Here is a 24,891-nt window from a genome sequence, read left to right as displayed (position 1 = left end):
AAATCCGTTCAGAAGCACGAAGCACTCCTTGTCGCGCACAGGGCGCGCAAGACCACTGGCCTGACGATTGGCTCATCAGGCTCTTAGAATTTCCTTCACCTCGATACTATGCCGGCGTATCGCCTAGCCGACTTGTCGCAGCTTGAGGCCGAGAATTCGAGCCGCATTAGCCTGAACCCAGCCGGCCTTCTCCATTGTGTCGATCAGCCGTCACGCTCCGTCCGCCGCGGTCTCAGCCCCCGTCCGGCCGTATCGTTAGAATCGCAAGTGGCTATCTCGTGTTCAGGGGGCGCCGATGCGCCGAACCGGCATCGTGCTGGCCCGTGAGAGCTCGTCGATGACATTGCCACGTTCCGAAAGATTGGTTCCTTCCAGAGGAGAACGCCAAGCACGCAGTTCTCCGGCTCGGACGTTGCCGGGGAAATAGCATTGCGAGATCAGCTCAACTGCCGACGGCGCAAAGCCATGGTTCTCCATATTTCAAGGGTAAGCGCTGTGTCCTTCCAGGAGGACCCGCGATCTGTGGGCCTGCCGATTCTGAGGTGGATCGGAGATCGGCTTGTGTCTGAACTTGAACTTACGATTGACCCTGAGCGGCAGCCTCGGCGTTTTCGAGGGTGATCAACGGCGCTGTTGGTCGGCGGCATTGGTCGATGGACGACAAGGCACGGAGTCATTCCGAGACCCTGGAGCCGACGCGGTGATCTCGGAGGTTGCCCGGCGCTACGGGCTGCGGCCGCGGCGGAACGCTCGCAAGCTTGCGACGTCGGCAGGACAGGCCACTCCCGCCTAGTGGTTTCGGTGGCGCCACCGGAACGACCCGTTGGGCCTATCCGTGCACCAGAGCTCAAGGCCACGGCCTGAGAATCGGCCGCCGCTCACCCTACTTGGTTCCTCAGCCGACTGCGCTAAGAAGGAGAGCAACTTCCGTCGGCGCGAGGATCATTGCGTCGTGGCCAGTGGCGAGTTCCTGCCACGCCCAGCCATCCTGCTTCGCGACCCATTCTCGCGCTCCCGCCATCGGCGGGTGGAGTGGATTAGTGCAGACGACATAGGTTCGGGGTCTGCCGTTGCCGAGCGGGTGCTCGAGCTTAAGTCCGCTTTCGTAGGTGCCTGCCGGATGCGGTGTTATCCGGCGCCGCACCCAGTCCGTGAGCGAGTGTCCCTCGGGAATGCCGAATGCTGTTGGCGGCGGAGTCGGCATGAAGATACCCCGTCCTTCCTCCGCAACCAATTTTCGACGGGCCGCGACGATGTCGGGGGGCATGGTGCTGAATACACTTTGACCGCTCTCGACGATGGCGCTGTCGAGATAAACGAGATGGCTGATATGGTCGGGTATCCGGTCGGCGGCGCCGGTGATGCTGATGCCGCCTAGACTGTGACCGACAAGGATCACATCGCTCAGCTCTTCCGTCACAATGTGGTTGACGATGTCGGTCACGAATGTGTCGGGCGTGATGTCCTTGCACAGCAAACGTGCGCGTTCGCCGACACCTGGTCGGCGTGGTCACGTGGCATCCCATCTTGCGAAGATTGGCAGCCACGTCCCGCCAACACCATCCGCCATGCCAGGCACCATGCACTAGCACATACGTCTTTGCCATGGGTTGTGCCGTTCCACTTGCTCACCGGCCGTTGTGGCTGCCATCCGGCACGATGGCCGGGCGTTGTCCCAAAGGGGCTCGACCACGTGACCGGTGGTAAGTCCGGCGCACAGGGCAGCGCCGTGGCCTGAGGACACCGCTAACGAGTCAAGGAAATTTGAATTGCGAAAGGCCAATATTCACTAGCTCTTTGCAAGTGGATGGAGAGGCTCATGGTGTGCCGCAGTTGCTCGCTGCCGGCATGCTCTTGGCACGGTCCCGGCTGATCATCCGAACTTGAACAGGACACCAAAGCCGCCGCGCGGATAGTTCCACTCGATGTCGCCGCCTTTCTCGCACAATATCCGGCAGGTGCCGCATTCCATGCAGCCGTCGGCGGTGATCTCGACTTGACCCTTGTCATTCAACTCATAGCATTTCGCCGGACAGACGTAGGTCAACGCAAGCAAGTTCGCGCTTGGCTTGTCGTGCGGTCGCACTATAATATGGGGGCGGCCGGAATCGACCAGATAGCGGTTCTGGTAAAGTTTGTCCTCGACACGAACCTTCGTCACTGCGATCGTCATCTTGTACCCTCTTCAGCGCCATGCCAATGCCAGGCGGACCGCGTCGCTGACCAACCCCCAGCGCGAGCGCGCGTTGATGAAGGCGGCCGTGGTGTTCTTTTCCTTCTCGATCTTCGGCGTGCCGTCGACACGCATGAAGTTCTGAGCGGCATGCGACATCAGCCGCGGATAGCTGTCAAAAAAGTTGCTGGAATTGGTGTGGAGCAAGGCTGGCATGTCCTTGTATTTCTTAAGATCCTTGATCACAAAGGAGTCATCCAGCATCGTCTTGTAGAGCGCAAGGTTCGCTTTGGTCATAGGACCGTTGCGGCTTTTGACTTTGATGATCGCCTCAGCCGCGACACGACCCGAGGTCATGGCAAGGTTCGAACCCTCACGGTGAATGGCATTGTTCAGTTGCGCTGCGTCGCCGACGATGACCCAACCGTCGCCGAAGAGCTGCGGAATGGCCTTGTAACCACCTTCGGGGATAAGATGGGCGGCATATTCTTTCACCTCCGAGCCAGCGATCAGCGGCCGGATCGAAGGATGGTTTTTCATCGCATCCAGGAGGGCGGACGGGCTCTCCATCGTCGCGGCGAAATCCGAGACCAGGCAGCCGATGCCGAGTGATATCGACTCCTTGTTGGTGTAAAGGAAGCCGAGCCCGGCCATGCTGCGAGAGATCGTGCCCACGGCCTCGATTACGCAGCCTTCATCGCCCTTGACCCCGAACCGCTGGCCAATGACCTCTTCGGGCAAGAAATGCATTTCCTTGACGGCAAGCGCCACGGTCTCCGGCTTCGGCATCTCGCGCAGGCCTGCGCGAGTGCCAAGCAATCCCGACACCCCTTCTGCGAGAACGACCACATTCGCGAAGACCACTCCGCCAGCCCGGTCTGTGCGGACGCCGATCACCTTGCCATTGCCATCACGGACGAGTTCCGTCGCGGTCGTCTCACACAGGACCGTCGCGCCAGCCTCGCGCACCTTGCGGGAAAACCATTTGTCGAACTGGGCGCGAATGATCGTGTAGCGGTTGGGTTTCGCCTCATTGAAGTCGTCCGACCGGTAATGAATTCCGGTGTGAGACGTGTCGTCCAACACCCAAAGTCGCTGTTCGACCAGGTGCCGCTCGAGGGGCGCATCATCCCGGAAGTCCGGGATGATCTTCTCCAGCATGTTCGCGTACATTATGGCACCCTGGACGTTCTTAGAGCCCGGATATTCCCCGCGCTCCAACTGCAGTACCTTCAGCCCCTGGCTTGCCAAAGTGTAAGCAGCTGCGTTTCCAGACATGCCGGCTCCGACCACTATGGCATCGAATTGTTCAATCATGTCCTCTCCCTCAACTCGCAAGCTTGTCTCGACTGTGCGGCGACAGCCGCCGGGTGAAGGCTTCCGTCAGTGCGGGCAGGAAGCGGATTGCATCCGTGACGATCCCGAGGTGGGCGAACTCGAAAATCGGCGCGTTCGGATCGGTGTTGATCGCGACGATGAGATCGGCCCCCTCGACCCCAACTCGGTGCTGGATGGCGCCGGAAATTCCGGCCGCGATGTAAAGCTTCGGTCGAATGGTCTTGCCAGTTTGTCCAATCTGTCGATCAGCCGGCATCCAGCCCTTCTGGACCAAGGGGCGCGAACAGCCATGCTCGGCGCCGATCGCTCGGGCAAGATTCTTCACAAGCTGAAGGTTCTCCGCCGCTCCGAGACCGAGGCCTCCCGCAACCACGACATCCGCATAGGCAAGATTTGCCATTGCCGACTGGTTATCCGGTAGGAAGCCGAGGACTTTGGTGACGATATCGTCCTCAACGAGCGACAGCTTGTGCCGCATGACACGCCCGACCGGCTTATCCACCCGTTGCGGCATAGGCATGACCCTTGGTCGCACCGTCGCCATTTGCGGCCGGTAATTTAGTGTATAGATCGTACACAACAATGAGCCACCAAAAGTCGGACGGGTCGCGGCGAGTGAACCGTCGGAATCTACATCAAGTTCGGTGCAGTCGGCCGTGAGCCCCGTCTGCAGGGTCGTCGCTACCGAGCCTGCAAGATCCCTGCCCAGTGTGGTCGCGCCGAGAAGGAGGATTTCGGGTTTATGGGTATTGACCAGATCCGTGAGCGCCTTGGCGAACGGCTCGTTCCGGTAGTCGGCGAGCGGCGGCGCATCGACGATGTAGACAAGATCCGCCCCGTAAGCGAAGGCCTCGGCAACAGCGTCCTCGACCATCTCGCCCGGCGGTCCCAGCACGACGCCCGCGAGCTGGACTTCAAGCTTGTCGGCCAATTTGCGGCCTTCGCCCAGCAGTTCGAATGATACAGGATGCACATTGCCGCGTTCGAGCTCGAGGAAGACCCACACGTGCCGGTAGTCTTTGAAATGGTCGGGAAGTTCTTTCTTTACACCGGCACGGCCGGGGGCAATGCGAGGGGTGGTTTGGCTTGCGGTCGACATTTTCTGCTCCTGGCCGTCACGTGCCGCTGTTGAAGGCCAGCTCATGTTCCAGCGCCGGCCGGCGGGTTAAGATATCGGCGATGAGTTCATCGGCTATGTCCTGCAAGCCCCTTTCCGCGGTGTCGATCTGCGCCGCCCTTTCTGCCCGTGCGGTGGGGGCGAAAACACGCTTGACGACTGTAGGCGAGCCACGCAGACCGCACCGGGTGAGATCGTCAATGCCGGCGTCGGCTGCAGTCCACTTCACGACTTGCCTGCGCGCCGCGCACAGAGCCTGCTGGAGCGAGCCCCGGCGGATTTCGTTGGTGTCTTCCAGCATGGTAATGAGGCAAGGGAGTCTGCTCTTCAGCAACTGGGTGCCGCCTTCGGCGCGACGCGCGACTTCGATCTCTCGCGTATCGAGATCGATGGAGGCAATCTTCGCGACATAGGTAAGTTGCGATAAATCTAGGCGCTTGGCTATGCCCGGTCCGACCTGGGCGGTATCGCCGTCAATCGTCTGCTTGCCGGTGAAGACGATGTCCGGCCTGCCGAAAGTCTCCCCAATTTTTGCGATTGCTTGCGAAAGAGCAAAGGAAGTCGCCAGCGTATCGGATCCGGCAAAATAGCGGTCCGTCAAGAGAACTGCTCGGTCAGCACCGTAACCGAGCGCCTTTCGCAGCGAGTCCTCCGCCATGGGCGGACCCATTGTGAGCACAGTAACCTCGCCACCATGAACGTCGCGCAGTTTGAGCGCTTCTTCGAGGGCGAACAGGTCGTAAGGATTGATGATGGTCGGAACACCCTGACGCATGATCGTGTTCGTCACCGGGTGCACGCGGATCTGTGCCGAATCCGGCACCTGCTTGATGCAGATTACGATATGCATTGGCGGTTTCTCTAAGCTCCCAGTCCGGATTCGTGCTTGGCGGTTCGCCTCATTGCCTGCATCGTTCATGCCAAGTCGTCTTCCTGCCTCTATTCCAGAAGGTGGCTTCGTTTGCTTCCGAGGAGGCGTCATGAGGACTGGATTTGTCGACTTCTCGACATTGTCGCGTCGCAGCCGTGTCGGGCTCATTACTTTCCGAACCGCTTCAGTGCAGAGTCGAGCGGGACGAAGGCGCGGCCAGGTGCGGGACATATGTTTGGATCGTGGTCCCTTAGCACCTTGAACACACGTTGCGTGAGCGGCGAGGAAGTCGCGAAATCTTCGTAGGCGCGTTCCAGCTTGGCGCGCACCCGCGCGGCGATTACCTGGTTAGGCAGACCGGAGAAATCTTCTTCGGCAAGGTATTGGCCCACGCGCTTCATGATATGGAGCCGCGAGACATTCATCACTTTCGGGTCGTAGGAGACGCCAAGGCAGGCGAAGAAGTCCTCCGCGGCCGACAGGCCCTTCAGTCGCGCTAGGATATCGGTGCGATCGATCGGGCGGCTATCAGCGGAGCAGTTCATTGTATTCTCCCGGCGCGTAATTGTGGTGTCGATGCATTGGTGACATTGCTGACGGCGTGCCGACCTCTGGCACGGCGGCTGGGCAAGAGACTTGGCGATCTCAAGCTTTTCTGAAGTGGTGAAGGCGACCCCGAGTTTGACTGCTCTCCATTGCGCAGGGTCGTCACGTTGAGGAAGACCTCACGGCTCGTCGGCTATTGTGCCGCTCGGACCCGGGCCGGAATGAAGCTGTTCTGCACCTCGCCCGCACAGTCCAGCACTGGGAACGGCCCGTAGCTTCTCGGTGATCGCAGGCAGGACCTCAAGCACGCGGTCTACGTCATCTTCGCCGTTGTCACGCGACAAGGAGAAGCGGACTGCCCCACATGCCGCGTTCATAGCGATCAGAACATGGCTCGGTTCCAGTGAGCCAGAGGCACAGGCGGACCCGGCGGAACAGGCGATTCCCAGCCGGCTCAGGACAATTGGAATTGCATCGCCTTCGATACCTTCGAATCCAATGTTTGCAGTGTTTGGCAATCGCTCTTGCGGATCGCCGTTGATGGATGTGTTTGGGATGCGCTGGATGATCCCGTTCTCAAGGCGGTCGCGCAACCATTTTATTCGTTTTGTCTCGTCCATGAATTTCAAGGCGAGTTCGGCCGCCATGCCCAGTCCGACTATGCCGGGTGTGTTTTCAGTGCCTGCACGCCGGTCGCGCTCTTGGTGCCCACCCTTGATCATGGAGGAGAAGCGCACGCCACGTCTTACATAAAGCGCGCCTATCCCCTTTGGACCATGCAGCTTGTGGGCGGAGAGCGACAGCATGTCGATCGCGGTCGATTTCAGCTCAATCGGAAGCCTTCCGACCGCCTGCACTGCATCAGTGTGGAAAAGCGCGCCGACTTCCCTGGCTAGATCGGCAAGCTTAACCACGGGAAAGATCGTACCGGTCTCATTGTTCGCCCACATTATCGAGACGATTGCCACTTGTGGAGTGAGAGCGGTTCTGTAGGCGTCCAGGTCGAGCCGGCCGTGGTGATCGACTGGGATAATGTGCACCTTGACGCCGCGCGTCTTTTCAAGGTGCGCGCACAACTTCAGAACGGCCGGATGTTCAACCGCGGAAGTCACTATTTCCGTTCGGTCGGGCATCACCTCCAGCGCCGAAAGGATGGCTGTACTGTCGCTTTCAGTCCCGCCCGAGGTGAAGATGATCTCGTCCTCGAATCCCGCGCCGATGAGGGCTTGCAACTGTTGCCTCGCCTTTCTCACGGCTTCAGCAACCGATGCGCCATAGGCGTGCATGGACGAATGATTGCCAAATTGCTCCGTAAAGAAAGGCAACATCGCTCCAACGACTGCAGGATCAACCCGCGTCGTTGCGTTGTTGTCGAGATAGACAGGGTTCATGGGAGTGATCCTTCAACTGCTGAAATGATTCAAGGGTAGGCGGGCCATTGAACCTCTGGCGCATATCGTATCTGGTAAGGTGGGCGGCCGGGCGAGCGATGGCTTGGCTGACCGGTCGCTGTCGACATTGCCCTTTGGTGGCGGCATCTGCCGGGAATTCAGCTGTTTCGGGCAATTTTGTTTGCTTGCCCACGGCAACGATCGATGATCGCGATTTGGCGCATCACCGAACGCAATTGTTCCGGGCCGACAGTGCGTGTCGGCCGGTTCCAGAGCGCCGGCGGTGCCGGTTCGACGCAGTATTCCTTGGCGTCGCTATAGTCGAACATAGCCTGTTCCCTCGCAATCATTTGCAGGACTTGCCGCAGCCGCACGTCTCACGCGCATTGGGGTTATCGAAAACAAAGCCGGATGTTTCGAGCCCAGTGACGAAGTCCACGGTCATGCCGGCTGCATGGGGTTGGGAGCCTCTATCCATGAACACCTTGAGCCCATCTCGCTCGATGATCGCATCGCCCTCACGTGAGACGCTCTCCAGGCCCATTGAGTATTGGAAGCCGGCGCAGCCGCCGGCATGGACCATGATGCGAAATCCTTCCGCCGGCTCGCTGGCGCGGTAAAGAGCGGCCTTGATGGCGGCAACAGCGTTGTCGGTGAGCGTAATCATGGCTCGATTTCTCCTCGGTCCGACGTTTTCGCGGATCATCTCGCATGGACCGTGCCAAAGGGAAGACGTGTCAAAAACCGTAGGACATCCCGACGTCTCTTATGCTCGATTGCTGGGGAGACGTCCGACAACCGACACTTACTGTCGGATTTGTCGCGTCCGCGTCACAGGAAGGGCGCCTGAGTTCGCGATGCACTCACGCGTAAAGCAATGAACAGAGCCAAAGATGTTCAGAGCTTGCCGCGGAGCAACTGGCACGATTTTTGTGAAGCCTTCGTTGCGGCGGCAAAATTGCCGGCCGATTCACCTTTGGGTTGCCCTCGCAATCGAAGAACGAAGGAGAGCAATATGATCCATCAGACCCGCCTTGAGTGGGAAAGCAGCACCGCCGGTGGTACCCGAATGCTCGATCGGCCGATTGGCGCCGACCACCCAACAATCGCTCTCTACCGGCGATTGGCCGCTGACCGCCCGGAGACAGGATTCGACTGGCATGTGCCTGACGATCGATCGCGTCCGCCGTGCACACCCCTGAGGCCCGTTTTTCGATCGATCGTCAAAAGAAGAACGGGGCAGGGGTAAAAACATGGATCAGCGCAAGAAGCGGTCGCCCAACGAAATCCGGCGTGCGTGGGAAGTCTGTCCGAACATTCCCGCGCGTGATTTCGCAGCCCAATTGGCCATTTCGGAAGCGGAACTGGTCGCGGCCCATTGCGGTTTCGGCGCGGCACGCATCGACCCGCGCGTCAATCACGTTCTGACGGGCCTCGAATTCGTGGGCGAAGTGACGGCGCTGACCCGCAATCAAGGTGCCGTGCACGAAAAGATTGGCGTCTTCAACAGAGTGATAACCGGCAACAATCACGCCATGGTCCTTGGTGACGAATTCGACCTTCGCGTCTTCCCGCAAGCTTGGAGGTATGGTTTCGCTGTTGAAAGGCGCCATCGCGGCGGAATCCAGCGCAGTTTGCAATTCTTCGACGCCACCGGCGCAGCAGTGCATAAGGTGCATCTCAGGCCGGTCTCCAACCTTCATGCCTATCGAAAGCTGGTGGCCGAGCTCGTATCCGCCAACCAGGAGCCGACCATGTCGCTTAAGGCGAGAGTAGCCGACCTGGGCGCGAGGACTGCGGACTGGGCCGGCACGGTGGACGACCTACGCGAGCACTGGAGCCGGCTGACTGACGTCAACCTTCTAAAGACGCTCAAGCTCAGCCGCTGCCAGGCTTTGCGCATGGTCGGCCAGGATTACGCTTGGCTGCTCGACAATGCCGCAGTTGGCGCCGTGCTCCAGCGTGCGGCCGAAGACGAATTGCCGATCATGTGCTTCGTCGGCAACCGAGGTTCTATCCAGACCCATTCCGGCTTAATCAAGTCGGTCAAGCAGATCGGGCCGTGCATCCATGTGCTGGACGAAACGTTCCGGCTGCATCTCAGGACCCACCAAATCCGTGAGGTTTGGGCCGTGCGCAAGCCGACCAATGACAGTCACGTCACCTCGCTCGAAGCATATGGGTCCGACGGCAAGATCATCATCCAGTTGTTCGGTGCGCGCAAGGAAGGCGAACGCGAGCGCGACGACTGGCGGGTTCTGGCGGAAAACCTGCCTCGTTTCCCCGACAGCTACATGAGAAAAGACCGATCGTCGTCGGTGGGACGCCGGCGCCCATCTGCCTCCGCAGCCAGTAGCCGGGCATTGAAGCCGAGACCGGGGACACGATGACGCAATAAGCGCGCTGTATTATCGCAACGCGATGAGCAGGAAGCAATTTGGCGCTGCCCCATCGACCGCATGGTTACGACGAAGCCGCGGCCTTTGGGCCGAGCTCAGAGGTGGCAATAGCGTGAACGCCGCCGACCGTCACTCCCCACCAGGCGGTCAGGTTTTGCGGTTCGGGCCGAGCAAAAATACTGTCAAGACAGCGAGGAACGTGGCAACCGCGCTGTAGACAAAGACACTGGCAATACCCGTGTGATCCACCAATAGGCCACCGAAAGTTGTGCCGGCTGCGATGGCCACTTGGAAGGTTATGACCATCAGTACACCAGCGCTCTCGGCCTGTTTCGGAGCGGCGCGTAGCACCATCCATGTCTGCAATCCGACCGGGACCGCGCCAAAAGCAAAGCCCCATACGGCAACTGCAATTGCCGAGGTCAAGGCCGATGCTCCCATAGTCAGGAGCGAGACAGCGGCTACGGCAATGAGCAGGGGCGGCAGGGCCGCGACCGCCTTGAGACTGTGTTTGGTGAGGAATGCGCCGGCTAAATTGCCGAAGACGCCGGCCGTGCCAAAAGCAAGGAACACGAGCGGGATTGACTTCTTTTCGAGCGCAGGAACGCTCTCGAGAAAGGCGCGGATGTAGGCGAAGCTGGCAAAATGGCCGGAAGCGACCAATAGCACGACTAGCACCGCAACCTTCATCGCCGGATTCTTCGCGACATCCAGCGGACTGCGGAATCTGCGCACTTCGATCGGAGGCAGTGGCGGAATGGTTACGAGTTGCACGAGCAGCGCAACGGCACTCACGATTGCGGCGACCTTGAACGAGGCTCGCCATCCCCAAATGTCACCGACATAAGCGCCGATTGGAGCCGCGCAGACGGAGGCGACAGAAACGCCGGTGAGGATGATCGACATGGCGCGCGGCATGAGGTGACTTGGAACCAGCCGCATCGCCAACGCTGCCGAAATAGACCAAAAACCACCAAGCGATATGCCAAGGACGACGCGTGCCGCCAGCAAAACCGGCAGCGACCCCGCAACCTCTGCCAGAACGTTCGACAGGATCAGCAGGAGCGTCATCGCCCAGATGACGACCCTGCGGTCCAGACGCTTTGTCACGATGGCGATTATCGGTGCCGAGATCGCCGCGACGATTGCGGTCGCTGTTAGCGCCTGTCCAGCCGTGCCCGTGGTGATACGGAGATCATGCGCGAGCGGTGTCAGAACGCTGGCGGGCAGAAACTCTGCCGTCACAAGCCCGAAGGTGCCGAAGGAAAGCGAAATGATGGCACCCCATGCAGGGCCAGAACGTTGATAGGGACTTTCTGGGTCAAGCCGATCTCGGTCGAACAAAGCCGCGTCCACTAAATCTGTCGCCGATTCGGTCATGAATGAGTTCTCCGGCTAGGAGCTGTTGCAGCAGGGGTGGCTACATCGCCGGGGATCAAAGCCGCGAGACCTTCCGGCGGCGGCCAGTCGGCATCAGTCGAGGCCTCGGCGCCCGACGCATCCGAGGCCTCATCGGAGGGCCGACGGACCCAACCGTCGACAATGCGGGAGAGTTCTCGGCGCGGTCGCATCGATCGCATTCGTCGAAGTGCGGTCTGTTCACTGCGAACCAAGCAAGCCGAACGCGGTGTCCTCGATCGAGGCCTTGATGGGGGGATGATCGACGATCTCTATATTGCTTTGAAGCAGGAAGTTCCGTCGCCATATGTGGTTATCCTGGCAGCCAGAATTGAGCGGTTGTCGCAAGCACCAAGGCGGTCGCAATGAGTGCAACGAGGCGGAAGTCTGATCGATGGCTGCGGTTCGATGGCCGCGCGATCGACAAAATTGAGGTGATGAGTTATCCCTTTTGAAGCCGTTGCTCCCAATTCTGGGATAAGGTAATTGCAGGCGGTCCCAGCAACGTCGGGCGGCCTTTTTGGTGATCGAATTCATGGGACGACACTCTCGGTCCGTGACGCATCTGCGAATGACTCCGCAAGTTCCGTGCCATCAACGACAAATCTGGCTCTGCTGAGCGGGTGGTGGAGGCACGAGCGTGGGCTATCCCAAGAGCTTGCCGCAAGGTTGTTCGAAGTTGAGGTGCCGGATAGACCGCAAATATGTCGGGCGGCCTGGGGTTGGCCAACACGAAGATGCGCAAGTTCAAAAGGACGAGCTGAACCCTTGCCGATATCCATCCGAGGCTGATCTGGAGAAGGTCAAGAACTGCGTCTTGAAGGCTTCCGCCGCACCGGCAAATGCTAAGCCAAGGTGCTGGGCAAGATGGACAGGGCCATCCAACCCGTCGACTGGACGCTCATTAATGGCGTCGGTGTGGCTCTGTAGCTGGCGAGAAAAACGCCCTGCTGAAAGACAAAAGCTCGTGTGGCCGGCTCTGAAGGACGGCCAGTGAGGCAGGCGAGGAGAGGCTATAGCCCATTCGTGTAGACTGATCTTGTCCCACGGAGGCGGCTAACCACCCCGCCAGACATCATCGAGGGGAGCGCCACTAGGCTTACCCCAAGTGTTGGTCATTTCCACCTGGGTGACCTCGGCCAAGTCACCAAGCCGCTTAGAGCAAGCTTTCGAACTGGATGCTCCCCGGGCACATGATCGGCTAGCTGTGAGCTTTCGGGAGGTTGTCCATTCGGACCGGACCGAGGAGACTGGAGTTACCACGCTTCAGCATCCATCGGAGGATCCGAATGAACATCCATAAGAATGCCCGTCTCACACCGCTGCGTCGAGAGGAGATGGCGCTGTCGGTGATAGAAGGCGCTTTCTCCAAAGCCCATGCGGCGCGTGTCTACGGCGTGTCGGCCAAGATCGTGGCGCGCTGGGTCGAGCGCTACAAGTCCGAAGGGCGGGCCGGCATGATCGACCGTTCCTCGCGGCCCGCCCATATGCCGCAGGCCACCGCTGCGTTGATCGCCGAGCGCATCATGGCGCTGCGGCGGCAACGTTGGACCGGCAAGCACATCGCCCATGAGGTCGGCGTCTCGCCCGCCACCGTTAGCCGGGTTCTCAAGCGTGCCGGACTGTCGCGGTTGCGGGATATCGAACCGGCCGAGCCGATCCGACGCTACGAGCGCGAGCATCCTGGCGAGATGATCCATATCGATATCAAGAAGCTCGGTCGTTTCGAGCGCATCGGTCATCGCATTACCGGCAAGCGCACCGGCAATGCCAGCTCGCGCGGCAGCAGTTGGGAGTTCGTCCATGTCTGCATCGACGACGCCTCCCGCATCGCCTTCTCGCAGATCCTGCCCGACGAGAAAAAAGAAAGCGCCATCGCCTTCCTCAAGGCGGCGGTGGCCTACTACGCCAGCCTCGGCGTCACGATAGCCCGCGTCATGACCGACAACGGCTCCTGCTACAGATCAAAGGCCTTCGCCAAGGCCTGCCGCGATCTCGGCCTCAAGCACGTCAGGACAAGACCCTATACACCCAAGACCAATGGCAAGGCCGAGCGCTTCATCCAGACAGCACTGCGCGAATGGGCTTATGCCATCGCTTATCCGACTTCAGATCACCGCGCCGCAGAGTTGCCGGTCTGGCTGCACAGATACAATTGGCACCGTCCCCACGGGAGCCTAAAGTCCAAAACACCTATCAGTCGCCTCGCTCTAACCGAGGACAACCTGTTGAGGCTCCACAGCTAGCGATCCCACCAGTTGAGTTGCTCCAAGTCGGTGTCTAGCTTTCTACATTCTGTGTCCGACGCTGGACAAGAATGTTGCAATCCCGACCAGCAAGTCAGCGCAGGCGCCACCTGTTGCCCAGCAAACGGCAAGGATTATCGAAAGACGAATTCGGCACGGAGCTTGCACCAACGATTGCATGCAAATGCCGACAGCATCTCATGAACGGTCTCTCGATTCTGGCGCGGTTAAATCGCGGCCGGTTCCAGATCATGTCCCGCCCGAAATGGTGAGGGACTTCAGCCTGTTTACGTCGCCCGGCATGTTGCCGACCGCTAACGGGGATCCGCATGCAGCGGTTGCTTGCGTTCATGCCGGGCCTCCGATCTTTTATTCAACCAGCAACACGCGCGACGGTCGGGGTACCTGGGTCATCACTCGCGCGAGCGACCAGCGCCGGGTGCTGCAGGACACCGAAACGTTTTCCAGCCATCGCAGCATCTTCGCCTCTGTGCTCGGCGAGAGCTGGCCGATGATCCCGCTTGAGCTCGATCCGCCATTCCACGGTGTTTTTCGCTCACTGCTCAATCCGCTGCTTTCGCCAAAGCGGGTAATGGCATTGGAGCCGGCTGTCCGGGAACGAGCGATCAAGCTGATCGACAGGATCGCCGCATCAGGCACGAGCTGCGACATCATGAAGGATTTTGCAGTTCCGTTCGCGGTCAATATCTTCCTTCGCTTTATTGGGCTTTCGGACAACGGACTAGAAACATTTGTCGGCTGGGCTAGAGATCTGCTCCACGGCGATAAGGAGCAACGACCACCCGCAGCCCGGACGATCGTGGCCTTCATCGACGAACTTGCCACCGAGCGCCGCAAGGAGCCGGTCGATGATTTCATGACCTTCATCGTGAAGGCAAAGGTCGAGGGTCGTCTGCTCAGTGACGAAGAAGTCCGTGGCATCGGCGTGCTTGTGTTCGTCGCGGGACTCGACACGGTCTCAGCAGCCATATGCTTCGACTTGGCCCATCTCGCGCGCAACCCCAAAGATCAGGAATTGCTACGAAGCGAACCGGACCGGATTGCCGTCGCTGCGGAAGAATTGCTGCGCGCCTATTCGACCATTCAGATGATCCGAGTGGCAACGAAGGATGTCGACTTCAAAGGCGCGCCGATCCGCAAGGGAGACTATGTTTCCTGTGCCACGATGATTGCCAATCGTGACCCGGCGGAATTCGAATGCCCGAATGAGATCGATCTGGCGCGCGAGGACAACCGGCACGCTGCCTTTGGCTATGGTCCCCATCGTTGTCTTGGCTCACACCTTGCCCGGCGGGAGATTGTCATTGGCCTGGAGGAGTGGCTGGCGCGCATCCCAGCCTTTCGGATCAAGACAGGGACTGAACCTATCACCTTCGGCGGCCATGTGTTCGGGATCGAGAATCTGATCCTGGACTGGTCCTGAAGTTTCAGCCAACGACATTGGAGTTCGCTATGCGTGTCGTCGTACATAAAGCCAGATGCCAGGGTCATGCGCGCTGCTGGGCGCGGGCGCCGAGAGTCTTCAAGCTTGATGACGCCGGCTACATCTTGCCCGGTGATATTGATGTTGCCGATGGGGAGCAACTGCTTGCCTCAAAAGGGGTACGAGCCTGCCCCGAACAAGCTCTGGAAGTTGACGAGCCCCCCGCTAACTCAGTTGTAGAGAGAGACACACGCAAAGTGCAGACTGGCATCGGGAAGGATAAAACAATCATACAATTCGCGACAGACCCTGTCGACCACGCGAAAATTACCGAACTGCGTGACCGAGAGGCGATCCGCAACTGCCTGTATCGGTACTGCCGCGGGATAGACCGCGCCGATGAGGCGGCGCTGCGTAGCGCATACTGGCCCGAAGCGTATGACAGGCACGGTCCCTATTGCGGACCGGCAGAGGACTTCATCCAATTTGCTCTCGGTCTGCCGGGGCACCGTAACATCCATCAAATCACGAACAGCCTGATCGACTTCATCAGTTCAGCAGAGGCCGCGGTCGAGAGCTATTTCACCGCGCTGCAACGCGGACCGGATACAGACCAAGAAATACGTCAGACGCTGCTTTGCGGCCGTTACTGCGATCTGTTTCAGAAGAGGCAGGACGAGTGGCGAATTGCGGAACGGACAGTCGTCTACGATTGGGTTGAGGAGCAAATCCCGCCAGCGATTCTTGAGGCAGATAGGTTCGGCCGGCGACAGCCGATTGGAGCACAACATCCAGACGATCCCATCTACCAGTTGCTCAAGGGTCACATCCCCACCGACCAAGATGGCGTCGAGGGTCCCCAACTGGGAGCTGCATAAGTGGGTAGAAATGGAGGATGAGCGCCCTACGGGAACGACATCTGTGTGGGGCCGCAACTGGCGGTCACTGCAACGATTTGGCTCGGCCCTTCATTCCGCCCAAGGTTGATGGGCTGAGATCACAAGCGGTCATCGTGGAGAAGCTCTCGTGAAACTGGCAGCACGCACCGTAATCATCACAGGCGCTGCGGGCGGGATCGGCCGTGCCCTGGTCGATATCCTTGCCGCGGACGGAGACACTGTAGTTGCGGTGGACCTTCCGGGCAGTGGTGTGGTTGAACTGGCTCGGGATCTCGGGTCGCCGCACGTCGGTCTGGAGTGCGATGTGTCGCGAGAGAAGGACATGCTCTCACTTTTCGGCCAGGTCGAAGCACGGTTCGCGCAAATCGATGTCCTCATCAACAATGCGGCGGTTGGACCCACGATGGATAGGATCATCGACACCGCTGTCGATACCTTCCGACGCGGCGTGACAGTGAACCTTATTGGGCCATTCGTTATGGCCCGGGAAGCGGCGCGGCGCATGAAGCCGGGCGGTGCGATCGTCAATGTGGCTTCGATGGCGGGCGTGGTCGGCAATCCCAGGCGCAACGCCTACGCAGCCTCGAAAGCTGGCGTGATCTCGTTGACAAAGTCCCTTGCATGCGAGTGGGCTATGCGAGGAATCCGCGTCACGGCGGTGGCGCCGGGCTCCGTCCGCACCCCAATGGTCACAGAACTGGCACGCGCTGGCAAAATGGACCTCGCGGCGATACGCCGCCGCGTGCCGATGGGGCGCTTGGCTCGCCCCGACGAGATCGCCAGGGTCGTGCGTTTTCTGAGCAGCACGCAGGCGCGCTACATCACCGGCTCGGTGCTGGCAGTCGACGGAGGCTGGATGTCATTCAACCAGCCGGGGGATGCTCACCCGCCGGTGGATGGTGCGCTCCAAGCCGAGCTCTCCTGTCCGGCCGAATGCACAGATGCGCGAATCGTGCTCGTCACCGGTGGCGCAAAAAGCATTGGCGCGGCCGTCGCTCGCCGCTTTGCCGCGAACGGCGACACCGTCGTGATTGCTGATAAAGATGGCACTGCAGCGGCAGAGCTGGCTACATCGCTCCCCGGCAAGCATCTGGCGAAATCGCTGGACGTGGCCGTCGAGAGCGATGTGGTGTCGATGTTCGAAGAACTGAGGGGACGCTTCGGGTATATCGATGTTCTGGTCAATAGTGCTGATACCGCCGACAGGATTGTGCCTGCGATCGAGCAACTGTCGAAACAGCTCGAACACGTCCTGGATGTCAACCTTACCGGCGCCTTCACCTGCGCGCGCGAAGCGATCAAGGCTATGCGCCCGGGCGGCGTGATCCTCAATCTCGGGTCGATCGACAGCTTTCTGCCGTTCGCGCCGCGCCATGCCTACGGCGCCTCCAAGGCGGGGATGGATATGCTGACCCGTTGCATGGCGGCCGAACTCGGGCCGGTCGGAATTCGGACAGCCACCGTCGCTCCTGGCCACATCCGCACGCCCGCACTTGCTCAGTTGGCCAAAGCCGGCCGCATCGACCTGACAGCAATCGGACGACGCATCCCCATGGGCAGGATGGGACGGCCAGAAGACGTCGCAGATGCATCGTTCTTCCTTGCTTCGTCTGACGCCTCATACATCAACGGCTCGATCCTCTACGTGGACGGCGGCTGGACCTCGTTCGGTGATGCGGGAAACGCCAGCGAACTCTATGACGAATGTTTTGCGGAGGCCGCAGGTTAATTGCCAGGCCTTCGCAGGGCGACCGGCCGAGCATTATGAAGCCTCGGCTCCACGACGCACCTGAGGTGCTTGAGATCCAAGCATGTGCATGCCGAGCACATTCCCGGTCGGCTGACGTGTCTATAACGAGGAGAAATCATGGAATTTGCCACTTTCATTCTGGCCGCCCAGCGTGGCTATCACCAATCCTCAGAAAGCGTCATCCGCAACTCCATCGAACAGGCCGTCGCTTCGGAGCAGGCTGGGTTCAACACCGCGTGGTTTGCTGAGCACCACTTCAACAATTACAGCCTCATACCATCCCCGCTGATGATGGTGGCGCACTGCGCCGGCTTGACAAGCACGATTCGCCTGGGCACTGCCGTCTGCGTGCTGCCGCTTTACCAACCGCAGCGCCTGCTGTCCGAGATCGGCTTCGCCGACATCGTTGCGAACGGCCGTCTCGAGCTCGGCGTAGGCTTGGGATACCAGCAGTTCGAGTTCGAACGGTTCGGCGTGGACATCGATGAGGCGCCGGCCGTCTTTTCGGAATACCTGGACATCATTCTCAAGGGCCTCAACCAAAACGTCTTCGAACACGACGGCCAGTATGAGAAGATCCCCCAACAGCGATTTCGGTCCGCACAGTCCAGCAGCCGACGCCGCCTATCTGGATCGCTGGCGGAGCCGCACGGATGGCTCGGGCCTACCGCGAGGGGCACAATTTTTTTGTCACAGCCTTCCACGACGGCTTAGAGACTTTGACCACACTGCGTGAATCAGTCGAGAGGGCGGCGGCATCCGAGGAAAAGAACGTCACCGACGTCAAGATATCGCTGCTGCGCTGCTGCTATGCCAGCCACGACGAGTTGGAGATCAACAGCTATCTCGACAATGCCCGCTTCCAGCGCCGGCTTTCTGAAGCCCTGCATCAGCGCCGCCAACAGAGCCACGATGGCTACCTGCTGCAGGAGACACCGACCCAGCAGGATCTGTCCTTCGAGACCATGCGCAAAAATTTGCCGATTGGCAGCGTAAATCGCGTGATTGATCGCCTGCTGGAAGAGATCGATATCTTGAAACCGGACCAGATCGCAGTTCAGACTCAATTGGGCGACTTCGACCAAAAGACGATGCTGCGCCAGATCGAGCTCTGGGGCGACAAGATCATCCCTGCGGTCAACAAGGCGCTTTGTCATGCCGGAAGCTGAAGCCGGCCGTTACGATGATGGCTGCCTATCCAGCGCGCAATGGCGTGGGTCCGAGCTAGGGAGGAGCTTCGATCAGCATGTGCTGCCCTGCGTACATTCACGTTCGCTTGAGGAGGTCCAGGCGGGCGAGGTGTTGGCGACGGAGGGGACAGGCCTTTCGTCTGTCGAATTGCGTGATGTCTTGGCCGCAACTTTCCCGTCTACCTCCAGCAGCGTATTCGCTTTGGAGGAGTTGAGCGAGCCCGAGCCGGAACTGGAAGAGGAGCTGCTACGCCGGCTGCTGCTAGCGCATGCTGCGCCGGCCGACCCGGCGAGCGGCCGCTTGGCCAAGATCATCGCCCGGCGTGCGATGCGCACGGACCATCTTTGGCGGGATCTTGGCCTCTCAAATCGCGCTGAGCTCAGCCGCCTGCTTGCCAGACATTTTCCCGCGCTGGCGGCAGGCAACACAGAAAACATGAAATGGAAAAAGTACTTTTACCGCAAGCTGTGTGAGGCCGAAGGCTTTTCGTCATGCACTGCACCCAGTTGTCGGGAATGCCAGGACTTCGAAAGCTGCTTCGGCCCGGAGGAAGTTGAGAGTCGCCTCTCGCCGACCAGGAATGCCGGTTAGTCACTTCGCTTGATCGCAGCTGCGGACAAACGCTTATCGCGGCGCCGTAGTATGGAGGAAGGGATGTTCATCGCCTCGCGATATTTGGTGACGGTACGGCGAGCGACATTGATGCCGGTCTGCTTGAGCTGAGCAACGATGTCTTCGTCGGAAAGTACCTTGTCGAGCGATTCTTCGGCGATGATTGCCTTGATCCGATGGCGGACAGATTTGGCGGAGTGCGCGTCGCCGCCCTCGCAGGATGCGATTGTCGCTGTGAAAAAATACTTCAGCTCGAACACCCCGCGCGGAGTTAACATGTACCTGTTCGAAGCCACCCGGCTTACCGTCGACTGGTGCATTTTGATCCCGTCAGCGACATTTTTGAGACAGAGAGGCCGCAGATGGGCGACGCCGTGTGTAAAAAAGGCATCCTGCTGGCGCACTATTTCGGTCGCAACCTTAAGGATCGTCTTAGCGCGCTGCTCGAGGCAGCTGATCAGCCAGTTCCCTTTTTCCTGGCAATGGTCGAGAAACGCTTTGCCTTCCGGATTTTGATTGGTCAGCTGCGAGATTTCGGCGACATAGGTGTGGTTGATCAACACTTTGGGCAGCGTGGCCGGATCAAGCTCCACCCGCCATCCACCTTCGGACTTGGGCATTACCCAGACGTCCGGTACGATGGTTTCCGGCGTCCCGGACTGGAACCGGTCTCCAGGCTTGGGATCGAGCGCGCGGATTTCGTTCCTCATGTCGAGGAGATCCTCCTCGTCGACTCCGCAACGCTGCTTCAATCCCTGAAAATCCCCCCGTGCAAGCATCTCGAGATTGGCGACCAAAGCTGCCATAGCCGGGTCGAACCGGTCTTGCTGGCGCAGCTGAATCTCCAGGCATTCGCTGAGAGTTCGCGCAAAAATCCCCGGCGGATCAAATTGCTGCAAGATTCCGATGACCCGTTCCACATCAGCTTGCCGAACGTTTAACCTCCTGGCCAGATCGAAAAGGTTTACCTGAAGATAGCCAGTGTCCTCCAGATGGGCGGCGAGCTGTCCGGCAATCAGCCGCTCCTGGGGGGTGAACGGGGTGAGGGCGACCTGGCGGGCGACATGGTCGTGCAATGTTTCGGTGTGGGCGGTAAACTCCTCGACGGCAGGTCGATCGTTGCCGCTACTGCGTTGCGACTTCCATTGCCCGCGCCCGCCAGACGGCCCGCCAATGGGCGATTCGCCGATTTCGCTTCTGCTTTGACTGCTCCGCTGATCCACCCCTGACAGCGGCGAATCGTCGTCAAACGGGTCAGGCTTCAAAACGGGGTTCCTCTCGAGTGCCTGCTGCACGAGCTGATGGAGTTCAGTATGCGTCAATCGCAGCAAGCGAATAGCTTCAATGGCTTGAGGCGATAAGACCATACGTTGCTTCTGGCGTTGAAGCAGGCTTGCTGAGAGATGCATGTTGAACCGTAATCTGCCGAGGATGCTCTAGTGTGTGCTTGGGTTGTGTGAGACTTGCCACTTCTGGGTCATGCCGCCGCCTTCAGTTTGTCGAGAACGTTTTGCGGGGATGAAACGCCATAGGGGTCCGTCTCGCAGTTGTCACAGAAGCCTTCCTCCTCGAACCACTGCTCCACCACGCCATCGTCGATCAGAGCGGCGTATCGCCAGGAGCGCATGCCAAAGCCCAGATTGTCCTTCGCGACCAGCATGCCCATTTTGCGCGTGAACTCGCCCGACCCGTCTGGGATCAGCTCGATCTTCTGCAGCCCCAAGGACTTTCCCCACGCATTCATGACGAAAGCATCGTTGACCGAGACGCAGTAGATCGCGTCAATTCGCAGTTCCAGAAATTGATCATAGAGTTTTTCGAAATCGGGCAGTTGGAAGGTCGAGCAGGTCGGGGTGAAGGCGCCAGGCAGCGAGAACAGGATGACGCGCTTGCCCCCGAAATAATCGTCGGAGGTCTTGTTCTCCCACCGATAAGGATTTGGCCCCCCGATCGACTCATCGCGAACACGCGTGCGAAAGGTCACGAGAGGAACGTTCTTTCTGTCGGTCATTGATTTGCTCCCAGGCCAAAGTGGTACGGTGCATTTTTCGGTTAAACTGAAGCGGCATCGACTTCGGTCGACAGTTCCGGCAGCCTCGCGCCTTGGCGTGGTTGCCTCGGACCGGTCTTGTGCAAGACCGCCCCCGAGCAGGCACGTTTAAAGGCGACGAGCTTCCGCGGAGACGGGGAATTTCGCTCGCGTGCTTTATCGAGCTTTGAGAGGTAGGCATGGTCTGCAACCGTGATTTTGACTGCGTTCTATCGACCGAGTCGCAAGCGCCATGCCAATTGACCCGATGCCTTGGGTTCACTTCGGTTTTTGCAGCAACTTTCGTGTTGTGCAGTAATGCCGGTCGATATTATTGCTCAAGCAGCACTGGAAATTGGGTGCGACTCCGTTCGGCAAACCCGGCCTTTGTCCGAAGCCGGACACGAATGTCGGAAATAGCCAAACGCCAGGATCTGGGGCGGGTTAAGAAACGTTGCCGTGGGCACCGGCTTCAGCACAATTGCGCCACGCGAGCATGGCTCCCAGCGTCAATGCCGTGCAGCAGCGAGACGAAGTCACTGCAGAATATCAACCTCTGCGAAGTCGTTGAAACCCAGCATGTGCGAGCCGTTCGAGGCGCAGATCAAGGCATGCTCGAGGAAGAGCTCGTGCTCTCGGCAGCAAGTGTTGCGACGTCTGACAAGGATCGTCGCGCTTCAAGGAAAAGAACCTGAATGGTGCACGGCTTGTGAAGGCCGGCGCATGGAAATGGCTGGGCTGATCATCCTCCATGAGGGTTGAATGAAGAGCTGGCCCCTATCTCCCTCAGCTGCAACGGGGGAGGTAGGGCATGTCCGTCTATCGCGCTGGGTAACATTCCTCGGTGAGGCAATAAGGGGGAGCAATTTCTCATTTCGGCAGACACGACCCAGCTCTCCTTTCATGCGCTGATTCCCCCAAGGGAAATCGCGACTCCAGGCTTCCTATGCAGCGAATCGCGGTGCTGTCCGATGTCCGACAATGTCGGATGCGGATCGTAGCTGGGCTAGATCCGTCACTTTGCCTCGATGGTTTCCCACTGGCCTTATATCTGCTTCGCCCCAAATGCGGCGACATAACCTGTGCGGCATCTGTGAATGGATCGACTTCAATCGAGACCTCGGAGGTCCCGATGCGCGAAGGGAGCTTGCCGATATGACGGCCACCATAGCGAACCACGGTCCGGACGACGAGGGGACTTGGATCGGCGGGCCTGCGGCGCTGGGACACCACCGCCTGGCAATCATCGATATCCAGGGCGGCCGTCAGCCGAGGATGCTCCAGGAGGATGGCCGACCTGACTTGGTGCTCGTCTACACGGGTGAGACTTACAACTACCGCGAGCTGCGTCAACAGCTGGCCGGCCTAGTCCATCGCATGAACACGAGCAGTGACACCGAGGTGGTGCTGCACCGCCCCCGCGAGTGGGGCTCTTCGGCGGGTACACTTTTTTCACGAAATCCGTGAATGTTTCTCGCGACATCATCCCGCAATCGGTGGTGCAGCGGGTGAAGAGCCCGTATCCGGCTATCCAGAATGCCGCCTACGACAAAATACTACGTACGCGGTTCACTGCGATGCTGGACGACCTAGTGCCGGCAGTGGCACCGCTGTTGTCCGTCGACAGGTCCCGCGCTTGCTCGGTGCGACCAACAACCTTAAGCGCTAGGGCGTAACCTGACCCTGCAAGATCTCCTCACCGACTATAAGGTGCGCCTCACGATCTGAGACGATGGGACAGGATGGCTAAGGAGGTGCGCCGTCTTGCATGCCCCGCCACCGAGGCGAACCCTCTTGGCTACGCGCGCCACAGCGACGCTCCATATCGTCAGGCCTGCGTCTCATGCTCAGATGAGCCGGTATTTGGCTCTCTCATCAGCAAACCGAGAGAGCCCATGCCAAGACGGAAGCAAGCAAGACGAACGAGCGTCAGAGATATCCTGCGCCTGACCCATAAACAGGGCAGTCCGGTGGGCCAGGTGGCAGAGCAACTGAGGTTCGGCAAGACTTCGGCTTCCACCTATCTGCGGGCGCTGGAGACGGGCTGTCGTGCAGGCCCTGCATGCGGCTTTGAGGACGATGCGATGTTGAAACACCGTCTGTTGCGCCGAATCGGCCGTCGGCCACACGTTGGGTCGTCATCAGGTTCTCGACAGCTTGCCGGTGTCAAATCCAAACCGTGGTCGGCGATCCCCACCAGGGTGGGAAGGCAGCGCTGATATAGCCGAACGTCGATCAAGTCACGATCAACTATTGCCTCATGTCACATGCCCTGCGGGACTGAAAAACGGAGAAGAACATGTGCGATGCAAAACTGAAGACCGTGCTTTCGCTTTTTTCGCCGGTGGCCAGCAAATTAGATGCTCTCTCGTCCAACGGACCAGCGACGGATGCAAATTGCGTTAAGCTAAATACGAACGAGAACCCGTTTCCGTTGCCGAAGAGCGTAATGCAAAGTGCAATTGCTGCGATCGAACACCAGTATCTTTATCCGGAAGACGACAATCTCAGCTTAAGGGCAGCTGCCTCCGATGCTTACGGATTTTCCAAAGATCAGGTGATTGCCGGCAACGGTTCGTCGGAGCTGCTCGGACTCATCTACAGAGCTTTCCTCGCCCCAGGAGATAGAGTGGCGATGCTGTCGCCCGGATTTTCGTTCAACCGTAAACTTGCCATGTTGCAGGGTGCCGAGTTTCTCGAAATCGCATCGAGCGAAGCTCATCCCCTGCCGATAGAAAAACTGCTGTCCGGCCCCGCAAAAGACGCGAAGTTCATTCTGTTGGCTAATCCGAACAATCCGACCGGAACATTCGTGCCGGTGGCCGAAATCGAACGCCTTGTGGAGCAAGCAGATCGCTTGGTCGTCTTGGATGAGGCCTACGTTGACTTCGCACCCGACAATGCCCTGCGCCTCGTCAATAGACATCCGAATCTTTTGATCTTGAGGACTTTTTCAAAGAGCTATGCTGCTGCTGGCGTGCGAGTCGGCTTCGGTTTCGGTCACCCAGAAATCATTGGCAGGCTGCGCAACATCCAGAATGTCTTCAACATGAACGTGATCGGGCAGGCGGTCGGGAAAAGCATTCTTGCGCATCGCCACGCCTACGAAGAGAACCACAGGCACATCAAGCATGAACGACAGCGAGTGACCCTGGCGCTGTTGCAACTTGGCTTTTCCGTAACACCCTCCCACGCAAACTTTTTGCTGGCCCGTGTGCCGGCGGGACAGGAGGGCTCATGCTGGCAAGCCGCGTTGAAAGAGCAGGCGATCCTCATCGCCAGCTTTCCTGACGTAGATTTGAAGAACTGTATTCGCGTCAGCATTGGCACCACAGAGCAGATGGACAAATTCCTTGCTGCCGCCAAACGCGTCTGTATGAGCTTTAAGAAGAATCGCGGTGTGCACAAGCATTAAGTCAATTCACATTAAGCGCCAAGTAATAGGTGCTGATATGTCGCCAGCTATGATGATTAGCGAATAAATAAT

General features: G+C 59.1%; 21 protein-coding genes and 2 pseudogenes. 10 read left to right on the top strand and 13 right to left on the bottom strand.

The annotated features are described in order from the left end of the window. Nucleotides 1–123 precede the first annotated feature (123 nt). The 10 genes from EJ068_RS32945 to EJ068_RS13075 all read right to left on the bottom strand — a co-directional run bounded on the left by EJ068_RS32945 (nucleotide 124) and on the right by EJ068_RS13075 (nucleotide 8,103). Nucleotides 124–195, bottom strand: a complete 72-nt coding sequence (locus EJ068_RS32945) for a helix-turn-helix domain-containing protein (protein WP_245467364.1) — start codon at nucleotides 193–195, stop codon at nucleotides 124–126. A gap of 700 nt (nucleotides 196–895) precedes the next feature. Next, nucleotides 896–1,477 carry an alpha/beta fold hydrolase gene (locus EJ068_RS13110; protein WP_287152319.1) on the bottom strand — a complete coding sequence of 194 codons (582 nt, stop codon included), beginning with the start codon at nucleotides 1,475–1,477 and terminating at the stop codon, nucleotides 896–898. A 396-nt stretch (nucleotides 1,478–1,873) separates the two neighbouring features. After that, nucleotides 1,874–2,173 (bottom strand): ferredoxin family protein, encoded by a 300-nt coding sequence (locus EJ068_RS13105; RefSeq protein ID WP_024505235.1) that lies wholly within the window; start codon nucleotides 2,171–2,173, stop codon nucleotides 1,874–1,876. Between the two features lie 12 nt (nucleotides 2,174–2,185). Beyond that, nucleotides 2,186–3,490: an FAD-binding protein gene (locus EJ068_RS13100; RefSeq protein WP_126080604.1), complete on the bottom strand. Its 1,305-nt coding sequence runs from the start codon at nucleotides 3,488–3,490 to the stop codon at nucleotides 2,186–2,188. Nucleotides 3,491–3,500: 10 nt separating this feature from the next. Next, nucleotides 3,501–4,610 (bottom strand): electron transfer flavoprotein subunit alpha/FixB family protein, encoded by a 1,110-nt coding sequence (locus EJ068_RS13095; protein WP_126063815.1) that lies wholly within the window; start codon nucleotides 4,608–4,610, stop codon nucleotides 3,501–3,503. Nucleotides 4,611–4,626: 16 nt separating this feature from the next. Further along, nucleotides 4,627–5,478, bottom strand: a complete 852-nt coding sequence (locus tag EJ068_RS13090; protein ID WP_126063816.1) for an electron transfer flavoprotein subunit beta/FixA family protein — start codon at nucleotides 5,476–5,478, stop codon at nucleotides 4,627–4,629. A gap of 188 nt (nucleotides 5,479–5,666) precedes the next feature. After that, entirely contained in the window at nucleotides 5,667–6,044 is a 378-nt protein-coding gene (gene nifW / locus EJ068_RS13085) for a nitrogenase stabilizing/protective protein NifW (protein ID WP_024505239.1), read from the bottom strand. A 180-nt stretch (nucleotides 6,045–6,224) separates the two neighbouring features. Then, the gene (gene nifS, locus EJ068_RS13080) at nucleotides 6,225–7,436 is read right to left on the bottom strand and encodes a cysteine desulfurase NifS (RefSeq protein ID WP_126063817.1); all 1,212 of its coding nucleotides are present in this window, start codon (nucleotides 7,434–7,436) and stop codon (nucleotides 6,225–6,227) included. Between the two features lie 158 nt (nucleotides 7,437–7,594). Further along, nucleotides 7,595–7,765: a hypothetical protein gene (locus EJ068_RS32605; protein ID WP_165349961.1), complete on the bottom strand. Its 171-nt coding sequence runs from the start codon at nucleotides 7,763–7,765 to the stop codon at nucleotides 7,595–7,597. A gap of 17 nt (nucleotides 7,766–7,782) precedes the next feature. After that, on the bottom strand, nucleotides 7,783–8,103 hold the full coding sequence (locus EJ068_RS13075; protein WP_029356570.1) for an iron-sulfur cluster assembly accessory protein: 321 nt from the start codon (nucleotides 8,101–8,103) through the stop codon (nucleotides 7,783–7,785). 586 nt (nucleotides 8,104–8,689) lie between these two features. On the opposite strand from EJ068_RS13075, the gene EJ068_RS13070 reads away from it, so the two are divergent. After that, nucleotides 8,690–9,826, top strand: a complete 1,137-nt coding sequence (locus tag EJ068_RS13070; RefSeq protein WP_126063818.1) for a ChuX/HutX family heme-like substrate-binding protein — start codon at nucleotides 8,690–8,692, stop codon at nucleotides 9,824–9,826. 156 nt (nucleotides 9,827–9,982) lie between these two features. Here EJ068_RS13070 and EJ068_RS13065 read toward each other — a convergent pair whose 3' ends face one another. Further along, nucleotides 9,983–11,215 carry an MFS transporter gene (locus tag EJ068_RS13065; RefSeq protein ID WP_126063819.1) on the bottom strand — a complete coding sequence of 411 codons (1,233 nt, stop codon included), beginning with the start codon at nucleotides 11,213–11,215 and terminating at the stop codon, nucleotides 9,983–9,985. A gap of 1,307 nt (nucleotides 11,216–12,522) precedes the next feature. Between EJ068_RS13065 and EJ068_RS13060 the strand changes: the two genes are divergently transcribed. The 7 genes and pseudogenes from EJ068_RS13060 (at nucleotide 12,523) to EJ068_RS13035 (ending at nucleotide 19,354) form a co-directional block, all read left to right on the top strand. After that, nucleotides 12,523–13,479, top strand: coding sequence for an IS481 family transposase (locus EJ068_RS13060; RefSeq protein ID WP_126063820.1), 957 nt, complete (start codon nucleotides 12,523–12,525; stop codon nucleotides 13,477–13,479). 265 nt (nucleotides 13,480–13,744) lie between these two features. After that, nucleotides 13,745–14,923: a cytochrome P450 gene (locus tag EJ068_RS13055; RefSeq protein WP_164759124.1), complete on the top strand. Its 1,179-nt coding sequence runs from the start codon at nucleotides 13,745–13,747 to the stop codon at nucleotides 14,921–14,923. 29 nt (nucleotides 14,924–14,952) lie between these two features. After that, nucleotides 14,953–15,075 (top strand): annotated as a pseudogene (locus EJ068_RS33265) (ferredoxin); the annotation flags it as partial. Between the two features lie 138 nt (nucleotides 15,076–15,213). Then, nucleotides 15,214–15,801, top strand: a complete 588-nt coding sequence (locus EJ068_RS13050) for a nuclear transport factor 2 family protein (protein ID WP_126083656.1) — start codon at nucleotides 15,214–15,216, stop codon at nucleotides 15,799–15,801. A 148-nt stretch (nucleotides 15,802–15,949) separates the two neighbouring features. Further along, nucleotides 15,950–17,551 (top strand): SDR family oxidoreductase, encoded by a 1,602-nt coding sequence (locus tag EJ068_RS13045; RefSeq protein WP_063169384.1) that lies wholly within the window; start codon nucleotides 15,950–15,952, stop codon nucleotides 17,549–17,551. Between the two features lie 138 nt (nucleotides 17,552–17,689). Beyond that, nucleotides 17,690–18,741, top strand: a pseudogene (locus tag EJ068_RS13040) (LLM class flavin-dependent oxidoreductase). After that, entirely contained in the window at nucleotides 18,728–19,354 is a 627-nt protein-coding gene (locus EJ068_RS13035; protein WP_029356557.1) for a nitrogen fixation protein NifQ, read from the top strand. Before EJ068_RS13040 ends, EJ068_RS13035 begins: the two are co-directional and overlap by 14 nt. Here the strand turns inward: EJ068_RS13035 and rpoN are convergent. Then, nucleotides 19,351–20,784 carry an RNA polymerase factor sigma-54 gene (gene rpoN, locus EJ068_RS13030; RefSeq protein WP_126063822.1) on the bottom strand — a complete coding sequence of 478 codons (1,434 nt, stop codon included), beginning with the start codon at nucleotides 20,782–20,784 and terminating at the stop codon, nucleotides 19,351–19,353. The genes EJ068_RS13035 and rpoN overlap by 4 nt on opposite strands. Nucleotides 20,785–20,852: 68 nt before the next feature. Next, the gene (locus tag EJ068_RS13025) at nucleotides 20,853–21,386 is read right to left on the bottom strand and encodes a peroxiredoxin (protein ID WP_029356553.1); all 534 of its coding nucleotides are present in this window, start codon (nucleotides 21,384–21,386) and stop codon (nucleotides 20,853–20,855) included. Between the two features lie 1,173 nt (nucleotides 21,387–22,559). Here EJ068_RS13025 and EJ068_RS13020 point away from each other — a divergent pair. Then, nucleotides 22,560–22,871 (top strand): hypothetical protein, encoded by a 312-nt coding sequence (locus EJ068_RS13020; RefSeq protein ID WP_206437555.1) that lies wholly within the window; start codon nucleotides 22,560–22,562, stop codon nucleotides 22,869–22,871. An 832-nt stretch (nucleotides 22,872–23,703) separates the two neighbouring features. Beyond that, entirely contained in the window at nucleotides 23,704–24,819 is a 1,116-nt protein-coding gene (hisC, locus tag EJ068_RS13015; RefSeq protein ID WP_126063823.1) for a histidinol-phosphate transaminase, read from the top strand. The last annotated feature ends 72 nt before the right edge of the window (nucleotides 24,820–24,891 follow it).

The sequence above is a fragment of the Mesorhizobium sp. M2A.F.Ca.ET.043.02.1.1 genome (assembly GCF_003952405.1).
Classification (GTDB): Bacteria; Pseudomonadota; Alphaproteobacteria; order Rhizobiales; family Rhizobiaceae; genus Mesorhizobium.
Note: the sequence above shows the minus strand (reverse complement) of the source record. Positions and strands in the feature narration are given on the sequence as shown.

What these genes read in the sequence shown, in the direction of transcription:
- EJ068_RS13105 (WP_024505235.1), bottom strand. Translation starts at nt 2,173, where the DNA reads ATGACGATCGCAGTGACGAAGGTTCGTGTCGAGGACAAACTTTACCAG.
- EJ068_RS13100 (WP_126080604.1), bottom strand. Translation starts at nt 3,490, where the DNA reads ATGATTGAACAATTCGATGCCATAGTGGTCGGAGCCGGCATGTCTGGA.
- EJ068_RS13095 (WP_126063815.1), bottom strand. Translation starts at nt 4,610, where the DNA reads ATGTCGACCGCAAGCCAAACCACCCCTCGCATTGCCCCCGGCCGTGCC.
- EJ068_RS13090 (WP_126063816.1), bottom strand. Translation starts at nt 5,478, where the DNA reads ATGCATATCGTAATCTGCATCAAGCAGGTGCCGGATTCGGCACAGATC.
- nifW (WP_024505239.1), bottom strand. Translation starts at nt 6,044, where the DNA reads ATGAACTGCTCCGCTGATAGCCGCCCGATCGATCGCACCGATATCCTA.
- nifS (WP_126063817.1), bottom strand. Translation starts at nt 7,436, where the DNA reads ATGAACCCTGTCTATCTCGACAACAACGCAACGACGCGGGTTGATCCT.
- EJ068_RS32605 (WP_165349961.1), bottom strand. Translation starts at nt 7,765, where the DNA reads ATGTTCGACTATAGCGACGCCAAGGAATACTGCGTCGAACCGGCACCG.
- EJ068_RS13075 (WP_029356570.1), bottom strand. Translation starts at nt 8,103, where the DNA reads ATGATTACGCTCACCGACAACGCTGTTGCCGCCATCAAGGCCGCTCTT.
- EJ068_RS13070 (WP_126063818.1), top strand. Translation starts at nt 8,690, where the DNA reads ATGGATCAGCGCAAGAAGCGGTCGCCCAACGAAATCCGGCGTGCGTGG.
- EJ068_RS13065 (WP_126063819.1), bottom strand. Translation starts at nt 11,215, where the DNA reads ATGACCGAATCGGCGACAGATTTAGTGGACGCGGCTTTGTTCGACCGA.
- EJ068_RS13060 (WP_126063820.1), top strand. Translation starts at nt 12,523, where the DNA reads ATGAACATCCATAAGAATGCCCGTCTCACACCGCTGCGTCGAGAGGAG.
- EJ068_RS13055 (WP_164759124.1), top strand. Translation starts at nt 13,745, where the DNA reads ATGGTGAGGGACTTCAGCCTGTTTACGTCGCCCGGCATGTTGCCGACC.
- EJ068_RS13035 (WP_029356557.1), top strand. Translation starts at nt 18,728, where the DNA reads ATGCCGGAAGCTGAAGCCGGCCGTTACGATGATGGCTGCCTATCCAGC.
- rpoN (WP_126063822.1), bottom strand. Translation starts at nt 20,784, where the DNA reads ATGCATCTCTCAGCAAGCCTGCTTCAACGCCAGAAGCAACGTATGGTC.
- EJ068_RS13025 (WP_029356553.1), bottom strand. Translation starts at nt 21,386, where the DNA reads ATGACCGACAGAAAGAACGTTCCTCTCGTGACCTTTCGCACGCGTGTT.
- EJ068_RS13020 (WP_206437555.1), top strand. Translation starts at nt 22,560, where the DNA reads ATGACGGCCACCATAGCGAACCACGGTCCGGACGACGAGGGGACTTGG.
- hisC (WP_126063823.1), top strand. Translation starts at nt 23,704, where the DNA reads ATGTGCGATGCAAAACTGAAGACCGTGCTTTCGCTTTTTTCGCCGGTG.